The sequence below is a fragment of the Streptomyces sp. MUM 2J genome (genome assembly GCF_022414535.1).
GTDB lineage: Bacteria > Actinomycetota > Actinomycetes > Streptomycetales > Streptomycetaceae > Streptomyces.
The window spans coordinates 16,255-34,295 of record NZ_JADWYM010000029.1 but is presented as its reverse complement, the minus strand read 5'-3'; the positions used below and the strand labels follow the sequence as shown (position 1 = coordinate 34,295).

Below are 18,041 nucleotides of genomic sequence, written 5' to 3'. Positions count from 1 at the left end.
GCGGTGGCCCGGCCCCCGGCCGTTGCCCGGCCTGTCCGTGCCCGGCGGCGCGGTGCATGCGCACCCCGTCGGCGGGCGGGACCCCGGGCCGCGACCCGTGTCCGAGGGGGGCCGGACCGGGCGGGCTACTCGGCCACCTCGGTCCGCTCCCACCACTCGTACACCGCGAGGCGGCCCTCGGCCGTGTCCTGGTGCCGGGACGTCGCCCGGAAGTGCTCGTAGCCGCCCCTGAAGGGGATCTTCAGTTCCGTTCCCGGAGGGGTGATCGGGACGACCCGCTCGGACAGGTCCTCGGGTCCGCCCTCCAGCAGTGCCTTCGCCGCGTTGGTCATGACCTCACCCGTTCCTGCTGCCGTGCCGTGACGTCCCCCGCCGTTCAGCAGGATCAGCCGTGGGAGCGAGGCGCGCAACCGGGCCGCTCGGGGCCGACAGGTGCCGGCCGGCCCCTTCGTCTCCCGGGGACCGCCGTGCGGGGACGGTCGCGTGGTTCCTGCGGGGCGGGGAACGCCCGCACCGCCGCTGCTGCCCGCCGCCCCCGTTCGCGGCGTGCGCCGCCCGACGGGCGGCGCGACCGGTGCCCGGGCCTCCGCGCCGGGCCCCTGCCGGTGGGCGTGGCGGTTCTGTCCGGCCGGCCTCGGCCGCCGTCCACCGGTCACGTGTCTTCGGGGGGCTGGTCCGGGAGGGTGAGGACGAGCCTGCCCCGCAGGTGGCCCGCCTCTCCCAGGGCGTGTGCCTTCGCCGCCTCGGCGAACGGGAGCACCGCCTCCACATGGATGCGGACACGGCCTGCCGCCAGCAGGGCGGCGATCTTGGCGAGGCGCTCGGCCGACGGCTCCGCCTCGACGACCGCGAAACGCATCCCGCGCGCCTCCACGTCCTCCGGTGCCAGTCCCGGATCACCGGGGAGTGCGCAGATCAGCAGTCCGTTCGGCTTGAGGGTGTTCAGCGTGCGCGGGCCGTAGGCGCCGCCGACGAGGTCGAGGGCGACGTCGATGGCGTGGACGGCGGAGGCGAAGTCGCCCACGGTGTAGTCGATCACCTCGTCGGCGCCCAGGTCCCGCAGGAAACCGTGCCGGTCCGCGCGCGCCGTTCCGGTGACATGGGCCCCCTCCGCCTTGGCGAGCTGCACCGCCGCGTGCCCGACGCCGCCCGCCGCGGCGTGCACCAGTACCCGCGTCCCCGGGCCGATCCGGGCGATCTCGACCAGAGCCTGCCAGGCGGTGAGCATCGCCGTGGGTGCCGCGGCGGCGTGCACATGGTCCAGTGCGGGCGGTTTCACGGCCAGCCGGGCGGCCGGTGCGGCCGTGTACGCGGCGTAGGCGCCGCCGTCCACGGTGCCGAACACCTCGTCGCCGGGCCGGAACACGGTGACACCCGCGCCGGTCTCCTCGACGACGCCGGACACGTCGCGGCCGAGGGTGAACGGTGGCTCCCCGTAGCGCGGGGCGGTCCCCGAACGGGCCAGCCAGTCGACCGGGTTCACCCCGACTGCCCGCACCCGCAGCAGCACCTCCCCGGGGGCGGGTCCGGGACGCGGGCGGTCCTCGATCTGCAGCACCTCCGGTCCGCCGAACCGGCGCTGGGTGATGACCTGGGTGAGTGCGGGTGCCGTGCCCATGGGGTCTCCCTCCCCGCGTGGTCCCGTCCCTCCCATCGTGCGCCCGCGGCGGCACGCCGGCCAGAAGGGCCGCGCGGGCGGGTGGGGTCGGTGTGCGGGCGCCGCGGACCCGTGCCAGGGCCCGCCCGCAGGGTCCCCGGACCTCGCGGGCGCGGCCGGATCCGCCGCCCCGCCCGCCGGCTCCCCGCGGGGTCTGCGGGGCGGGGTCGCTCCCGCCGGCTCCCGAGGTCCGGCGGGCCCGGACGATCCCGTCGTCCCGAGGGGGAGGCGGTGCCGGATCGCGGGGTGTGCGCCCGGTCACCGTGGGCGGTGGAACCGCAGGCCGGCGCGGTGTGGCCCACTCCGCCGTCTCAGATAGTAGGAAGTCCGAGTAATTGTGGAGACAGGTGCGTCCCGCTCCCTTAGCTTTGTAGGAGCCGAACGCCTCGCTCGACCAAGCGAACGGCGGCTGTGAGCCGGGCCCCCAGCAGGCAACCCCTGCGGCATCGCTGCTCCCCGCCCCTTCCGGTGTCTCGTCACCCCCCTGCCCGAGCTACGGGTCTGCCCTAAGGAGTCGATCCCCATGGCCGAGACGACCGTCCGTCGCCGTGTCCGCCACAGCTCCCGCACGAGCGAGAGCGACCGCAAGAACGCCGCCGCCGCGCTCCAGCGAGCCCTCGACCGCCGCGACAACGGTGGCGTGACCGGCCACTGAGCCGATCGGCAGGCATGCCCGGCATCCGCCGCTGCGTCCGTATGGCGGACAGCTTGTGTCATCCCATGGGACGAGGAGTAGGGTGCCGGCATGTCTCGCAGCATCGATCTCGCAGTGATCCCCGGTGACGGCATCGGCCAGGAGGTCGTGGCCGAAGGCCTGAAGGTCCTCTCCGCCGTTCTTCCGCAGGATGTGAAGCTGGAGACCAAGGAGTACGACTTCGGCGCCCGGCGCTACCACGCCACCGGTGAGACCCTCACCGACGCCGACCTCGACGCACTGAAGCAGCACGACGCGATCCTGCTCGGCGCCATCGGCGACCCCAGCGTCCCGTCCGGCGTCCTGGAGCGCGGCTTCCTGCTCAAGCTCCGCTTCGCCTTCGACCACCACGTCAACCTGCGGCCGTCGAAGCTCCTCCCGGGTGTCAGCACGCCGCTCGCCGGCCAGCCCGAGATCGACTTCGTCGTCGTCCGCGAGGGTACCGAGGGCCCCTACACCGGCAACGGCGGCAGCATCCGCACGGGCACCGGGCACGAGGTCGCCACCGAGGTCTCCGTCAACACGGCCTTCGGTGTCGAGCGCGTGGTCCGCGACGCCTTCGCCCGCGCCCAGGCCCGCCCGCGCAAGAAGCTCACGCTGGTCCACAAGAACAACGTGCTGACCTTCGCCGGTCACCTGTGGACGAACATCTTCGACAAGGTGGCCGAGGAGTACCCGGAGGTCACCACCGAGTACATCCACGTCGACGCCGCCACCATCTACCTGGTCACCCAGCCCGAGCGGTTCGACGTCATCGTCACCGACAACCTCTTCGGCGACATCATCACCGACCTCGCCGCGGCCGTCTCCGGCGGCATCGGCGTCGCGGCCTCCGGCAATATCAACCCCGGCCGCGCGTTCCCGTCCATGTTCGAGCCGGTCCACGGCTCGGCCCCGGACATCGCCGGCCAGGGCAAGGCCGACCCCACCGCCACGGTCCTGTCCGTCGCGCTCCTCCTGCGCCACCTCGGCCACGAGAGCGAGGCGGCCCGCGTCGAGGGCGCCGTCGCCGCCGACCTCGCCGAGCGCACCGGCGGGCCCGCCCGCAGCACGTCGGAGATCGGCGACGCGCTGGTCGCACGGGTAGCCGGCTGACCCCGCGCTGCTCGAAACCCTCGAAGCCGTCGGGTCACCCACCGTGCCCGGCGGCTTTCCTCTGCCCGCCGCCGGGTGCCACCATCGAATCCTGGGTCGCTTCACCCCGATTCCTTCGGTCGCCGCCTTCGCGCGATAATCGAACGCGGAGCCGCGGTTTGAGGGAATGCTCGGACGTCCTAGCACCGGTCGCCAGGCCGGTTCCGGGTGTGAGCGCGGCCCGTCACGACAACCGGTGAAGGACAACCACTCATGACGACGCCCACGATCGAGCTCAAGCCCTCCGCCCATCCGCTGCCCGTCGCGGACCGCGAGGCGATCCTCGCCAACCCCGGGTTCGGCCGCCACTTCACCGATCACATGGTGACGATCAAGTGGACGGAGGGCCGGGGCTGGCACGACGGCCAGCTCGTTCCGTACGCGCCGATCCCCCTCGACCCCGCCACCAACGTCCTGCACTACGCCCAGGAGATCTTCGAGGGGCTGAAGGCCTACCGCCAGCCCGACGGCTCGGTCGCCACCTTCCGCCCCGACCAGAACGCCCGGCGCTTCCAGCGCTCGGCCCACCGGCTGGCCATGCCCGAGCTGCCGGTCGAGACGTTCATCGAGGCCTGCGACGCCCTCGTGCGCCAGGACCGCGACTGGGTGCCCGCGCACGGCGGCGAGCAGTCGCTCTACCTGCGCCCGTTCATGATCGGCACCGAGATCGGTCTCGGCGTCAAGCCCGCCAACGAGTACCTGTTCATCGTCATCGCCTCACCGGCCGGCGCCTACTTCCCCGGCGGGGTCAAGCCGGTGTCGATCTGGGCCTCCCAGGACCGCGTCCGTGCCGTCCCCGGTGGCATGGGCGACGCCAAGACCGGCGGCAACTACGCCGCCTCCCTCCTCGCCCAGGCCGAGGCCGCCGCCCAGGGGTGCGACCAGGTGTGCTACCTCGACGCCGTGGAGCACAAGTGGGTCGAGGAACTCGGCGGCATGAACCTGTACTTCGTCTACGGCGACCGCATCGTCACGCCCACCCTCACCGGCTCCATCCTGGAGGGCGTCACCCGCGACTCGCTGCTCGCCGTCGCCCGAGACCTCGGGTACGCGTCCGAGGAGGCCCGCGTCTCCATCGGCCAGTGGCGGGCCGACACCGAGAGCGGCGCCCTCACCGAGGTCTTCGCCTGCGGCACCGCCGCCGTCATCACTCCCGTGGGCACCGTCAAGACCGACGGTGCCCAGTGGACCCAGGGCGACGGCACCCCCGGCCCGGTCACCCTGCGCCTGCGTGAGGCCCTGCTCGGCATCCAGCGCGGTGTCACGGAGGACGAGCACGGCTGGATGCACCGGATCGGCTGAGCCGTCAGCGCTCCCCGCTCATGCTGAGGGCCATCTCGGACTCCGTCCCCGAGGTGGCCCCCAGCCGCGCCGCGGCCGGCGTCAGCAGCAGGTACACGACCCCGCCGACCAGGCCCGACAGCAGGAAGCTGCAGTCCACGCCACCGGTCAGCCCCAGCAGCGGTCCCTCGTACTGGGGCAGCGACACCGCGAGCAGGCCGACGAGGGCGCCGAGCGCCCAGGCGAGGGCGGCCCGCATGTTCCAGCCGGCCCGGTACCAGTAGATCCCGCCCCGTGAGCGGCGGTTGAAGACCTGGAGGGCGTCGGCGTCGTACACGCCGCGGCAGCGGGCGAAGCCGATCAGGGTGATGACCGCCCACGGGGTGCCGATCGCGGTCAGCAGGAGGACGAAGGACGTCATGGCGGACTGCGCGTTCCAGGCGTAGTGGCCGACGAACACGCACGCGGTGGCGACGACGGCGACCGTGCGGGTGGCGCGGGCGCGGGAGGCACGCGGCAGGATCGCGTCCAGGTCCAGGCCCATCGAGTACAGCATCAGGCCGGCGTTGCCGACCGAGCCCGCGGAGGCGGCCAGCAGGAGCGGGACCAGGTACCAGGTGGGCGAGGCGTCCACCAGCGGGCCCGCGTAGTCGAGGACGGCGCGGGAGGCGTAGGCCGTGAAGGTGCCGAACAGCTGCGGGACCAGCAGGCCGAGGACGAGGCCCAGCCAGGTGGCGTGCAGCACGCGGCGCGAGGAGTGGCGGGCGGGGGAGATGTAGCGGGTGTAGTCGCCGAGCAGGGTGATGAAGGCGATCGGCCCGGACAGGCCAGCCGCCACCGTCGACAGCAGCCACGTCGGCCAGTACCCGCCGAGCAGGTAGCCGCCCGCCTCCGGCAGCGCGCCCGTGGTGAAGTGCGGGGCGTAGGCGACCAGCCCCAGCACCAGCAGCGCCGTCATGCCGATCGCCAGGACGCGGGACATGGCGAGCAGCACCTTGTAGCCGTAGACGGCGCCGGCGACGGTGGCCGCGGCGAGCAGGCCGTAGACGATGCCGTACGACCACCCGTCCGCCCGCAGACCGAACAGGCGGCCCAGTACGCCCACCATCACGTCGCCGCCGATCCACACCGTCAGGGCGGTGTAGCCCAGTGCCAGGAGCAGGCCGACCACCGAGCCGACGAGCCGGCCGCGCACGCCGAACTGGGCACCGGAGGACGTGGACAGGTTGGTCGCGGTGCGCAGGGAGATCAGTGCCAGCGGGGCCGTCAGGGCCGTGCCGACGAGGGTGCCGACGACGATCGAGCTGACGCCCGACCAGAAGTCGAGCCCGAACGACGCGGGCAGCCAGCCGAAGACGATGACGCCCAGGCAGAGGTTGGAGCCGAGCAGGATCGAGACGAGGTCGCGGGGGCCGCTGGTGCGTTCCTCGTCGGGAACGGTGTCGACTCCGCGCTGTTCCATGGGCATGGCTGGGCTCCTTCGACGTCGCCAGAAAGTTAGAGCGACGTTCAATCTGCGTGCTCAGCTGTTCCCCGTCAAGCTTCCGGTTGCGTGAATTCCATGTTTAGAGTGATGCTCTAACTCGAAGGAAAGCAAGAGGGAGGCAGGGAGGTGCCGAGTCGTGAGACTGACCCCCACCGAGCGTGACCGGCTGCTGCTCTTCGGAGCGGCGGAGCTGGCCCGGGCACGCCGGGCCCGTGGGCTGAGGCTCAACGTCCCCGAGGCCACGGCGCTGATCGCCGACACGGTCTGCGAGGCCGCCCGGGACGGCGCGCGGCTCGCCGAGGCGATCGAGCGGGCCCGCTCGGTCCTCGGCCCCGACGACGTGCTGCCGGGCGTCGCCGACGTCGTCACCGAGGTGCACGTCGAGGCCGTCTTCGACGACGGTTCCCGGCTCGCCGTGGTCACCTCCCCCCTCGGGGACGGCCTGGGCGGGCGGGCACCGGGCGCACTGCTGCCCGGACCGATGCACGCCGACCCCGACCCGGTACTCACCCTGGCGGTCACCAACACCGCCGCCGTGCCGGTCTCCGTCACCTCGCACTTCCACTTCTTCGAAGCCAATCCGCGCCTCGACTTCGCCCGCGACCGCGCCTACGGCATGCGGCTCGCCGTCCCCGCCGGGTCCTCGGTCCGCTTCGGGCCCGGCGAGACGCACGAGGTCGGGCTCGTGCCGATCGGCGGAGACCGGGTCGCGATCGGCTTCGCCGGTCTCGTCGACGGGCCGCTGGACGCGCCCGGCGCCCGGCAGGAGGCCCTGCGCCGGGCCGCTGCCTGCGGATATCTCGGAGCCGGCACCGGTTCCGCCGGGACCTCCGGCGCCGGGGCGTCCGGCACGACGGAAGGAGGCGGGCGATGAGCCGCTCGAAGGGACGGGAGATCGGCGAGACGGTCCGCATGGACCCCCACGCCTACGCCGCCACCCACGGCCCCCGGGCCGGGGACCGGATCCGCCTGGGCGACAGTGGCCTGACGATCGAGGTCGAGAGCGACGCGCAGCGCCACGGCGACGAGTTCCTCGCCGGATTCGGCAAGACCGCGCGCGACGGACTGCACCTGAAGGCCGCCGCCGTCCGCGACACCTGCGACGTGGTCATCAGCAACGTCGTGGTCATCGACGCCGTGCAGGGCATCCGCAAGGTGTCCATCGGCATCCGCGAGGGCCGGATCCGCGCGATCGGCCGGGCCGGCAACCCCGACACCCTCGACGGAGTGGACGTCGTCGTCGGCACGGGAACCTCCATCGTCTCCGGTGAGGGGCTCATCGCCACCGCCGGGGCCGTCGACACCCATGTGCACCTGCTGTCGCCGCGCATCATGGAGGCCTCCCTCGCCTCCGGCGTCACCACCGTCATCGGGCAGGAGTTCGGCCCGGTCTGGGGCGTCGGCGTCAACTCGCCCTGGGCGCTGAGGCACGCGTTCGGCGCGTTCGACGCCTGGCCCGTCAACATCGGCTTCCTGGGGCGGGGTTCGTCCTCGCACAGCGCCCCCCTGGTCGAGGCGCTCGCCGAGGGCGGCGCCAGTGGCTTCAAGGTCCACGAGGACATGGGCGCGCACACCCGGGCGCTGGACACCGCGCTGCGCGTCGCCGAGGAGCACGACGTCCAGGTCGCCCTGCACAGCGACGGTCTGAACGAGTGCCTGTCGGTCGAGGACACCCTCAGGGTCCTGGACGGCCGCACCATCCACGCCTTCCACATCGAGGGCTGCGGCGGCGGGCACGTGCCCAACGTCCTGAAGATGGCCGGCGTGCCCCACGTCATCGGCTCCTCGACCAACCCCACCCTGCCCTTCGGCCGGGACGCCGTCGCCGAGCACTACGGCATGATCGTCTCCGTCCACGACCTGAAGACCGACCTGCCCGGCGACGCCGCCATGGCCCGCGACCGGATCCGCGCCGGGACCATGGGGGCCGAGGACGTGCTGCACGACCTGGGCGCCATCGGCATCACGTCGTCGGACGCGCAGGGCATGGGCCGGGCCGGCGAGACGGTCCGCCGCACCTTCGCCATGGCCGGCAAGATGAAGGCCGAGCTGGGCGCCACCGGCGACCACGACAACGAGCGCGTCCTGCGCTACCTGGCCAAGCTGACGATCAACCCGGCCATCGCGCACGGCCTGGCCCACGAGGTCGGTTCGATCGAAACCGGCAAACTCGCCGACATCGTGCTGTGGCGCCCGGAGTACCTCGGCGCCAAGCCGCAGCTCGTCCTCAAGGCGGGATTCCCGGCGTACGGCGTCGTCGGCGACCCCAACGCCGCCACCGACACCTGCGAACCCCTCGTCCTCGGCCCGCAGTTCGGGGCGCACGGCGCCACCCCCGCCGACCTCTCCGTCGCCTTCGTGGCCCGGGCCGCGCTCGACCAGGGCCACGACACCATGCCCACCCGGCGCCGCCGCGTCGCCGTCCGGGGCACCCGCGGCATCGGCCCGGCCGACCTGCGCCTGAACTCCCGCACCGGAGCGGTCGACGTCGACCAGCGCACGGGCCTGGTGACGCTGGACGGAGAGCCGCTGCGCTCCGCGCCCGCCGACTCCGTCTCCCTCAACCGCCTGTACTTCCTCTGACCCGCCAAAGGACCAGCTGCATGAGCACCCCTGCCGCCGACGGTTTCCACATGCCCGCCGAATGGACCCCTCACGAGCGCACCTGGATGGCGTGGCCCGGCCCCAACCCGACCTTCGACGACCCCGAGGCCCTGGCCGCGTCCCGGGCCGCCTGGGCGTCCGTCGCCCGCGCCGTCCGCCGCTTCGAACCGGTGACCGTGGTGTGCGGGCAGGGCGGGTCGGCGCAGGCCGCCGAACTCCTCGGGCCCGGCGTCGACCTGGTCGAGCGCGAGCTGGACGACGCCTGGATGCGGGACGTCGGCCCGACCTTCCTCACCAGCGCCCGCGGCGAACTGGCCGCCGTCGACTGGACGTTCAACGGCTGGGGCGCCCAGGACTGGGCCCGCTGGGAGCACGACGCGAAGATCGCCGCGTACGTCGCGGACCTCGCCGGCGCGAAGACGTACGCCTCGAAGCTGGTGAACGAGGGCGGCGCGATCCACGTCGACGGCGAGGGCACCGTCCTGCTGACGGAGACGGTCCAGCTCGGCCCCGAGCGCAACCCGCACTGGACCCGCGCACAGGTCGAGGCCGAGATCCACGCCCACCTCGGCACCCGCAAGGCCGTCTGGCTGCCCCGCGGCCTCACCGGGGACTACCCGCCCCACGGCTTCGGCACCCTCGGGCACGTCGACATCGTCGCCGCCTTCGCCCGGCCCGGCGTGGTCCTCGCCCACCACCAGCCGGACCCGGCCCACCCCGACCACGAGGTGACCCGCGAGGCCATCGGCATCCTGCGCTCCCAGACGGACGCCCGGGGCCGGAGACTGGAGGTCGTCGAGGTCCCCGCGCCCGCCGTCCTGGAGGCCGACGGCCACTGGGCCGACTACTCCTACATCAACCACTACCTCTGCAACGGCGGCGTGGTCCTGTGCGCCTTCGACGACCCGCGCGACGAGATCGCCGCCGGTATCTTCCGCCGCCTGTTCCCGGAGCGGACGGTGACCCTGGTCGACGCCCGGACGGTGTTCGCGGGCGGGGGCGGTATCCACTGCATCACCCAGCAGCAGCCGAAGGCCCCGCTCGGGTAGAACGTACGGGTGAACGTACTGCTGCACCGCCGGGTCCGCGGTCACCGGCCCACCCGACCCCCGCGCCGTCCGCCAGCGCTCCGGGAGCGTCCCGGCGGCGGCGGGCTCCCGGGCGCGGGCCGTGCCCTGCCCGGCCCGGCGTCCGGCGCGGGCCGGGGGGTGCGCGCATGAGCGCCCCCGCACCGCGCCGCCGCACCCCCGCCCCGCCCCGCGAGGAGGTCCTCGCCGCGGCCATGGACATGATCGCGGAGCGGGGGCTGGAGAAACTCACCATGGCCGCGCTCGGCCGTGAGGTCCAGATGAGCAGCGGGCACCTGCTGTACTACTTCCACTCCAAGGACGAGCTGCTGCTGCAGACCCTGGAGTGGAGCGAGGGCAGGCTCGGCGCCGAACGCGGCAGGCTGCTGACCCGGCCCGGAACGGCCCGCGAGCGGCTCGACGCCTTCGTGGACCTGTACGTCCCCGACGGCCACCGCGACCCGCACTGGACGCTGTGGCTGGAGGTCTGGAACCGTTCGCAGAACGCCGACGAGGCCGCCCGCGACCGGCAGGCCGCCATCGAGGGCGCCTGGCACCGCGACCTCGTCGCCCTGCTCGCGGAAGGGGTGTCGCGGGGGGAGTTCCGCCGGGTCGACCCGGATCGTTTCGCCACCCGGCTGCGGGCGCTGCTCGACGGCTTCTCCATCCATGTGGCGATCGGGCTGCGGGGGACGGACCGGGCGCAGATCCTCGGTCATGTGGGGGAGTTCCTGGAGCAGACGCTCCTGTCCGGCACCTGAGCGGCCCGGGCACGCCCACGTCCCGGCCGGCGAGGGGCGGTGGCCCGCCGGATCGCCGAGGGCCGCCGGTGACCAGCACTCTGTTCGCATCCTGAGACGGGCGGTGAGCACGCGGGCGGATTGTGCCAGACTGCCCCCGTGCTCTCGTTCGCCACGATTATTGGCAGCAGGCGCGCCGGTCCGCAGTGACCGTCACGTACGACCAGGTACGGGCGGCCACCGTCGTCCTCGACCCGCGCGCAGACCTCTCGCACCCGCGAGAGGTTTTTCTGTTTCCTGGCCCACCTTCAGCCGGGAGGGACGTGCGAGGGGCCATGAGGGGACGGTGGAGCCGGTTGTTCCGGTATGACCGAAGATTCACAACAGGAGCCTTGAGACCATGACCGAGACGGCACACAACGAGCTCGACGACTCGTTCCACGTCTTCGACACCACGCTGCGCGACGGCGCACAGCGGGAGGGCATCAACCTCACCGTCGCCGACAAGCTCGCGATCGCACGGCACCTGGACGACTTCGGCGTGGGCTTCATCGAGGGTGGCTGGCCCGGCGCCAACCCGCGGGACACCGAGTTCTTCGCCCGCGCCCGGCAGGAGATCGACTTCCGTCACGCGCAGTTGGTCGCCTTCGGGGCCACCCGCCGGGCCGGCGCCACCGCGGAGGAGGATCCACAGGTCAGGGCACTGCTGGAGTCCGGCGCCCCGGTCATCACCCTGGTCGCCAAGTCCCACGACCGGCATGTGGAGCTGGCGCTGCGGACCACCCTGGACGAGAACCTGGCGATGATCAGGGACACGGTCGCCCATCTGCGCTCGCAGGGGCGCCGGGTCTTCGTCGACTGCGAGCACTTCTTCGACGGCTACCGGGCCGATCCCGAGTACGCCAAGGCCGTGGTACGGACCGCCGCGGAGGCGGGCGCGGACGTGGTGATCCTGTGCGACACCAACGGCGGCATGCTGCCCGCCCAGATCCACGCGGTCGTCTCCACGGTGCTGGCCGACACCGGCGCCCGGCTCGGCATCCACGCCCAGGACGACACCGGATGCGCGGTGGCCAACACGCTCGCCGCGGTGGACGCCGGCGCGACGCACGTGCAGTGCACCGCGAACGGGTACGGCGAGCGGGTCGGCAACGCCAACCTGTTCCCGGTCGTCGCCGCACTGGAGCTGAAGTACGGCAAGCAGGTGCTCCCCGAAGGCCGGCTGCGCGAGATGACCCGGATCTCACACGCCATCGCCGAGGTGGTGAACCTGACGCCCTCCACGCACCAGCCGTACGTCGGCGTCTCCGCCTTCGCCCACAAGGCCGGGCTGCACGCCTCCGCCATCAAGGTCGACCCGGACCTGTACCAGCACATCGACCCGGAGCAGGTCGGCAACACCATGCGGATGCTCGTGTCCGACATGGCCGGCCGGGCGTCGGTGGAGCTGAAGGGCAAGGAGCTGGGGGTCGACCTCGGCGGCGACCGCGAGCTGGTGGGCCGGGTCGTGGAGCGGGTGAAGGAGCGCGAGCTCAAGGGGTACACCTACGAGGCGGCCGACGCCTCGTTCGAGCTGCTGCTGCGGGCGGAGGTGCACGGCGGGAAGCCGCTGCGGTACTTCGAGGTCGAGTCCTGGCGGGCCATCGTCGAGGACCGGCCCGACGGCACCCACGCCAACGAGGCCACGGTCAAGCTGTGGGCCAAGGGCGAGCGCATCGTCGCCACCGCGGAGGGCAACGGCCCGGTCCACGCCCTCGACCGCGCCCTGCGGGTGGGTCTGGAGAAGATCTACCCCCCGCTCGCCTCGTTCGAGCTGGTCGACTACAAGGTCCGCATCCTGGAGGGCAAGCACGGTACCCAGTCCACGACCCGGGTCCTGATCTCCACGACGGACGGCTCCGGCGAGTGGTCCACGGTCGGTGTCGCCGACAACGTCATCGCCGCCTCCTGGCAGGCACTGGAGGACGCCTACGCCTACGGCCTGCTGCGGGCGGGCGTGGAGCCCGCGCACTGACCCTTCCGAGGGCGTGCCGCGTCCGGCCGCCGGCCGGACGCGGCACCGCCGCGGCAGCTCGCACCGGTCCGCTCGCCGCTTCGGGGCACCGCCGCGTCACAGGGCCGAGGTGCGCGGCCTCGTTGCCGGGTCGGTGCCCTGGTCGCGTCCCGTCGTGCGGTCCATCCGCAGCACTCCCGCGGGACCCGGCCGCTGGCCGGCGCTGGGCGTGGTGGAGCGGGTCAGCTCCTCGATCCCGTCGGCCAGGTAGCCCATCCACGCCCTGCTCTCCTCCTCCAGGATCCGCTGGCCGTCGGTGCGCAGCCGCTCGATGACGCCCAGCAGCGCCGCCTGCTCCTTGTCACTGGGGGAGTCGGTGATCCTCAGATAGGTCTGGGCCCATTCGGCCTGGGCCCTCTTGAGGATCTGCTGGAGCGCCAGCTCGCTGCGGATGTAGCGGGTCCAGGACGCGGAGAACCCGAAGATACGGTCGAAGAGGACGCAGCCCGCGCCGCCCGCCAGGAAGACGAAGCCCCACTCGGGCTGCACGGCCGCCGGGACGGCGGCGTGCACCAGCGGGGTGATGGTCCCGGCGATGCCGAGCAGCGCGGCGAGGGCTCGCAGCGTCCGCGACCACACAGCCGGTCGCCGGCGCTGCTCCAGGTACCAGCCGATCGCCCCGATCACCTCGTTCTCGGCGTGCCGGAACAGCTCCAGCAGCAGGTCGGCCCGTGTGCGCGACCGGTCCAGCTCGGCCAGCTCGTTCACCGTCATGTCGCCGGCTCTGCGCCTGACGAACGTCCCCATCCCCGCCCCCTTCGCTGCGGCCGGTCGGCCGGTCGGCCCACGGCAGTAAGGGCATCGTAGGGGCCGGGCGCGGGGTGGGTCCGCCGGGGTGACACGGCCGGTGCGACGTCTCGACGGACCTGCGGGACACCGTTTCGCTCACGGTATGAGCCAAGCCATGAGTGAAGAGCGGGAGCCAGGGGAGGGCCCATGCCGGGAACGGCCCTGGACGACACGATGACGGCCGCGGTGGCCGAGCCGTTCGCCGCCGCCGGTCACCTTCTGTCGACCGGTCGCTACGGAGAGGCGGCGGCGGAGCCGGTCGCGGCCCATCGTGCGGCGCGAACCGGCACAATTCCCACCCGCATCACTGACCAGTCCCGGAAGGCTTCGGGTAACGTCGGTATATGAAGTCCGTCACACGGACCCGAAGCCTCCCGGGACTCCTGCTGGCCCTCGCCCTCGTCGGGCTGGCCGTTCTGGCCGGCCTTCCGCACGCCACGGCGGACTCGGGCGCGCAGCGCGGTGCCCCGCGCGCCGTGGCCGCCGACGCGAATCTGTCGACCGTCGCCGCGGCCCTGCGCCAGAGCCCCGTCTACGTCGACCCGGCCGCCTCCGACCAGCTGTCGGCCGCAGACGCCGACGCCCTGGCCCAGAAGATCAAGGACGCGGACAAGCCGCTGTTCGTGGCGGTGCTGCCGGCGGACCAACCCACCGAGAACCTGTTCACCGACCTGCGCACCGCGACCGGCATCACCGGCCTGTACGCCGTCCGCCTCGGCGACCGCTTCGACGCCCGTGCCGACTCCGCGGTCCTGCCGCCCACCGCCGTCCAGAACCTGGTCACGAGCGTCCGGGGCGACAGCGGCGCCGCGACCCAGCTCAACGACTTCACCGACCGCGCCCTGGTCAACATGGGCGGCGCGGCGCCCGCCGGCTGGGGCTCCTCCGGCAGCGGCAGCGGGGCCTCCCCCGCCGCGCTGGTCACCGCCGGCGCCGTGGTCCTCGCGGGTGGCGCGGGCGCGTACGTCCTGGTCCGCCGCAGTCGGCGCCGTCGCGTCGAGGAGCAGCGGGCCGCACTGGAGAAGCTGCGGGTCGTCGTGGACGAGGACATCACCGCCTTCGGCGAGGAGCTCGACCGTCTGGACTTCCACCCCGCGGAGGCGGGCGCCGACGACGCGATGCGCGCGGACTACGAACGTTCCCTGGACGCCTACGAGAAGGCCAAGTCGCTGATGGCCGCCGCCACCCGGCCGGAGGACGTCCGCGGGGTCACCGAGACGCTGGAGGACGGCCGCTTCTCGCTCGCGCAGCTGGCCGCCCGCCGCGAGGGCGGCCCCCTGCCCGAACGCCGCCCGCCCTGCTTCTTCGACCCGCGCCACGGCCCCTCGGTCGCCGACGCCGAGTGGACCCCGCCCGCCGGTTCCCCGCGCGAGGTGCCGGTGTGCGCCGCCGACCAGGTCCGCCTCGCCGAGGGCCACGATCCGATGGTCCGCGAGGTCGACACCGACCAGGGCCGCCGTCCCTACTGGGAGGCGGGCCCCGCCTACGGCCCCTGGGCCGGCGGCTACTTCGGCGGCGGCATCCTTCCGGGCCTGCTCATCGGCACGATGCTCGGCAACATGATGGCCGCCCCCGCCTACGGCGCCGCCTACGGCGGCGGCTACGGCGACTTCGGAGGCGGCTACCAGGGCGGAGACGTCTCGGGAGCCGACTTCGACCCCGGGGACTTCGGCAGCTTCGGCGGCGGCTTCGACGGGGGCGGCGGTTTCGGCGGCGGGGGAGGAGACTTCGGCGGCGGCTTCTGAGACGGCGCGCCCCGGGGTGGGAGCCGTCCCCCGTCCGCCCGCCTGCGTCGCCTCCGGGGTCGGTGCACGACGCCGTCCCTGACCCGACCACCTGCCACGAACCGGCCCCGGTGGGCTGCTTCTTGCCCGAGTGCGTGCGGGAGGAGCGGGCGGGTCCCTCCGTCCCCGCCGGGCCCGCTCGTCCCCCGGGCACCTCGTCTCACGCCGTGCGGATCGCCGAGACGTCGAAGTGGAGCTTGATCTTGTCGGAGATCAGGACGCCACCCGTCTCCAGCGCCGCGTTCCAGGTCAGGCCCCATTCGGAGCGGAGGATCTCCGCCTTGCCCTCGAAGCCGACGCGCTCGTTGCCGTAGGGGTCCTTGGCGGAGCCGTTGAACTCGAGGTCGACGGTGAGCGGCCGGGTGGTGCCGAGGATCGTCAGGTCGCCGGTGATGCGGTACTCGGTGCCGCCCAGGGCCTCCGCGCCGGTGGAGCGGAAGGTCATGGTCGGGAACTCCTCCGCGGTGAAGAAGTCCGCGCTCTTCAGGTGGCCGTCGCGGTCGGTGTTGCCCGTGTCGATGCTGTCCATCACGACGTCGAGGGAGGCGGTGGACCGGGACGGGTCGGTGCCGTCCAGATGCAGGCTCCCGGTGAAGTCGCCGAACTTGCCCTTGACGTTCGTCACCATCGCGTGGCGGGCGACGAAGCCGAGGGTGGAGTGGGACGTGTCGATCGTGTAGTCGCCGGTGAGGGCGGCCAGTTCGGCGCTGACGGCGGCCGGCGCGGTCGCGACGGCGGTGGTCTCGGTGGTCCTGCGGCCGAAGATGCCCATGACGTGCTCCTTGGGGGACGGAGGAAGGTCGTACCGAAGTCGGCGACCTTCTGTTGAATCTTCAATTAGCCAACGCCGTCGACCGTAGCCCTATTCCGTTCAAGGTTCAACTTCTCTGGCTGTGTTTCGGGGGTTGCCACTCTTCCCGCTAGTCTCTTCGGCGGCCCCCCGTGTCACTCGAGTGGTGGCATCCCGCGCGCCGGATGTGCGGCACATCGCACCCCCCTGGTTTGTCGGAGCCCTACAACGCCGAGACCCCCTGAGCAGTCGGAATGCCTGCACTCGGCGAAGGTTCTGTTCAGGGGTACCAGGAAAACGCGCCCGAGACTGTACGGAGTCGACGGCTCGCATTCCCGGGCGGGCTTCGTAAGGTCGCTACATGACCGTTTTGGAAGAGACGACGGGTGAGCCGATCGGCGAGCCGACGGATGCGCGTGGACGGGTCGCGGAGCTTCACGAGATCCGTACCCAGGCGCTGGCCGGCCCGAGCGAGAAGGCGACCCAGGCGCAGCACGCCAAGGGCAAGCTCACCGCCCGGGAGCGGATCGAGCTGCTTCTGGACCCGGAGTCCTTCCGGGAGGTCGAACAGCTGCGTCGGCACCGGGCGTCCGGTTTCGGTCTGGAGGCGAAGAAGCCGTACACCGACGGTGTGATCACCGGCTGGGGGACCGTCGAAGGCCGCACGGTCTTCGTCTACGCCCATGACTTCCGCATCTTCGGCGGCGCCCTCGGTGAGGCCCATGCCACCAAGATCCACAAGATCATGGACATGGCCATCGCGGCCGGTGCGCCGCTGGTGTCGCTCAACGACGGTGCCGGTGCCCGGATCCAGGAGGGCGTCTCCGCGCTCGCCGGATACGGCGGCATCTTCCAGCGCAACACCAAGGCCTCCGGGGTCATCCCGCAGATCAGTGTGATGCTCGGCCCCTGCGCCGGCGGCGCCGCCTACAGCCCGGCCCTGACGGACTTCGTCTTCATGGTCCGCGACACCTCGCAGATGTTCATCACGGGGCCGGACGTCGTCAAGGCCGTGACCGGCGAGGAGATCACCCAGAACGGGCTCGGCGGCGCCGACGTCCACGCGGAGACCTCCGGCGTATGCCACTTCGCCTACGACGACGAGGAGACCTGCATCGCCGAGGTGCGCTACCTCCTCTCCCTCCTCCCGCAGAACAACCGGGAGAACCCACCGCAGGCGGAGACCTCCGACCCCGCCGACCGCCGCTCCGACGTCCTGCTCGACCTGGTCCCGGCGGACGGCAACCGGCCGTACGACATGGCCAAGGTCATCGAGGAGATCGTCGACGACGGCGAGTACCTGGAGGTCCACGAGCGCTGGGCGCGCAACATCATCTGCGCGCTGGCCCGGCTGGACGGCCAGGCCGTCGGCATCGTCGCCAACCAGCCGCAGACGCTGGCCGGCGTGCTCGACATCGAGGCGAGCGAGAAGGCCGCGCGCTTCGTCCAGATGTGCGACGCCTTCAACATCCCCATCGTCACGTTCCTCGACGTCCCGGGCTTCCTCCCGGGCGTCGACCAGGAGCACGGCGGCATCATCCGGCACGGCGCCAAGCTGCTCTACGCCTACTGCAACGCCACCGTGCCGCGGATCTCGCTGATCCTGCGCAAGGCGTACGGCGGTGCCTACATCGTCATGGACAGCCAGTCCATCGGTGCCGACCTCACCTACGCCTGGCCGACCAACGAGATCGCCGTGATGGGCGCCGACGGCGCCGCCAACGTCATCTTCCGCCGCCAGATCGCCGACGCCGAGGACCCCGAGGCCATGCGGCAGAAGATGGTCAAGGAGTACAAGGCGGAACTGATGCACCCCTACTACGCCGCCGAGCGCGGACTGGTCGACGACGTGATCGACCCGGCCGAGACCCGTGAGGTGCTCATCCGCTCGCTGGCGATGCTCCAGACGAAGCACGCCGACCTGCCCTCGCGCAAGCACGGCAACCCCCCGCAGTAACCCAG

General features: G+C 72.5%; 15 protein-coding genes. 10 read left to right on the top strand and 5 right to left on the bottom strand.

Translation table 11 applies throughout. From position 1 onward, the window contains the following. Positions 1-125: 125 nt before the first annotated feature. Together I3F54_RS22050 and I3F54_RS22045 are read right to left on the bottom strand one after the other, a co-directional pair. Positions 126-332 (bottom strand): DUF5988 family protein, encoded by a 207-nt coding sequence (locus I3F54_RS22050; RefSeq protein WP_240120568.1) that lies wholly within the window; start codon positions 330-332, stop codon positions 126-128. Between the two features lie 320 nt (positions 333-652). Continuing rightward, positions 653-1,618 (bottom strand): NADP-dependent oxidoreductase, encoded by a 966-nt coding sequence (locus I3F54_RS22045; RefSeq protein WP_240120567.1) that lies wholly within the window; start codon positions 1,616-1,618, stop codon positions 653-655. A gap of 562 nt (positions 1,619-2,180) precedes the next feature. On the opposite strand from I3F54_RS22045, the gene I3F54_RS32150 reads away from it, so the two are divergent. The 3 genes from I3F54_RS32150 (at position 2,181) to I3F54_RS22035 (ending at position 4,787) form a co-directional block, all read left to right on the top strand. Next, a complete protein-coding gene (locus tag I3F54_RS32150) occupies positions 2,181-2,312 on the top strand; it encodes a hypothetical protein (RefSeq protein WP_275676621.1) in 132 nt (43 codons plus the stop codon). A gap of 90 nt (positions 2,313-2,402) precedes the next feature. Beyond that, positions 2,403-3,446 carry a 3-isopropylmalate dehydrogenase gene (locus I3F54_RS22040; protein ID WP_240120566.1) on the top strand — a complete coding sequence of 348 codons (1,044 nt, stop codon included), beginning with the start codon at positions 2,403-2,405 and terminating at the stop codon, positions 3,444-3,446. 252 nt (positions 3,447-3,698) lie between these two features. Further along, positions 3,699-4,787 (top strand): branched-chain amino acid aminotransferase, encoded by a 1,089-nt coding sequence (locus I3F54_RS22035; protein ID WP_240120565.1) that lies wholly within the window; start codon positions 3,699-3,701, stop codon positions 4,785-4,787. Between the two features lie 4 nt (positions 4,788-4,791). On the opposite strand, the gene I3F54_RS22030 is transcribed toward I3F54_RS22035, so the two are convergent. Next, positions 4,792-6,234, bottom strand: coding sequence for a cytosine permease (locus I3F54_RS22030; protein WP_240120564.1), 1,443 nt, complete (start codon positions 6,232-6,234; stop codon positions 4,792-4,794). Between the two features lie 154 nt (positions 6,235-6,388). Between I3F54_RS22030 and ureA the strand changes: the two genes are divergently transcribed. The 5 genes from ureA (at position 6,389) to cimA (ending at position 12,677) form a co-directional block, all read left to right on the top strand. Next, a complete protein-coding gene (gene ureA / locus I3F54_RS22025) occupies positions 6,389-7,126 on the top strand; it encodes an urease subunit gamma (RefSeq protein WP_240120563.1) in 738 nt (245 codons plus the stop codon). Continuing rightward, the gene (locus tag I3F54_RS22020) at positions 7,123-8,835 is read left to right on the top strand and encodes an urease subunit alpha (protein ID WP_240120562.1); all 1,713 of its coding nucleotides are present in this window, start codon (positions 7,123-7,125) and stop codon (positions 8,833-8,835) included. The genes ureA and I3F54_RS22020 overlap by 4 nt, the downstream gene beginning before the upstream one ends. Before the next feature lie 20 nt (positions 8,836-8,855). Next, positions 8,856-9,905, top strand: a complete 1,050-nt coding sequence (locus I3F54_RS22015) for an agmatine/peptidylarginine deiminase (RefSeq protein ID WP_240120561.1) — start codon at positions 8,856-8,858, stop codon at positions 9,903-9,905. Positions 9,906-10,072: 167 nt separating this feature from the next. Next, the gene (locus I3F54_RS22010; protein WP_240120560.1) at positions 10,073-10,684 is read left to right on the top strand and encodes a TetR/AcrR family transcriptional regulator; all 612 of its coding nucleotides are present in this window, start codon (positions 10,073-10,075) and stop codon (positions 10,682-10,684) included. Between the two features lie 379 nt (positions 10,685-11,063). After that, positions 11,064-12,677, top strand: a complete 1,614-nt coding sequence (gene cimA, locus I3F54_RS22005) for a citramalate synthase (RefSeq protein ID WP_240120559.1) — start codon at positions 11,064-11,066, stop codon at positions 12,675-12,677. A 96-nt stretch (positions 12,678-12,773) separates the two neighbouring features. Here the strand turns inward: cimA and I3F54_RS22000 are convergent, their stop codons facing one another. After that, complete coding sequence (locus I3F54_RS22000) at positions 12,774-13,463, bottom strand: SLATT domain-containing protein (RefSeq protein ID WP_240120558.1); 690 nt, start codon at positions 13,461-13,463, stop codon at positions 12,774-12,776. Positions 13,464-13,849: 386 nt separating this feature from the next. On the opposite strand from I3F54_RS22000, the gene I3F54_RS21995 reads away from it, so the two are divergent. Continuing rightward, complete coding sequence (locus tag I3F54_RS21995; protein WP_240120557.1) at positions 13,850-15,250, top strand: hypothetical protein; 1,401 nt, start codon at positions 13,850-13,852, stop codon at positions 15,248-15,250. Between the two features lie 199 nt (positions 15,251-15,449). On the opposite strand, the gene I3F54_RS21990 is transcribed toward I3F54_RS21995, so the two are convergent. Beyond that, entirely contained in the window at positions 15,450-16,061 is a 612-nt protein-coding gene (locus tag I3F54_RS21990; protein WP_240120556.1) for a YceI family protein, read from the bottom strand. 379 nt (positions 16,062-16,440) lie between these two features. On the opposite strand from I3F54_RS21990, the gene I3F54_RS21985 reads away from it, so the two are divergent. Further along, positions 16,441-18,036, top strand: coding sequence for an acyl-CoA carboxylase subunit beta (locus tag I3F54_RS21985; protein WP_240120555.1), 1,596 nt, complete (start codon positions 16,441-16,443; stop codon positions 18,034-18,036). The last annotated feature ends 5 nt before the right edge of the window (positions 18,037-18,041 follow it).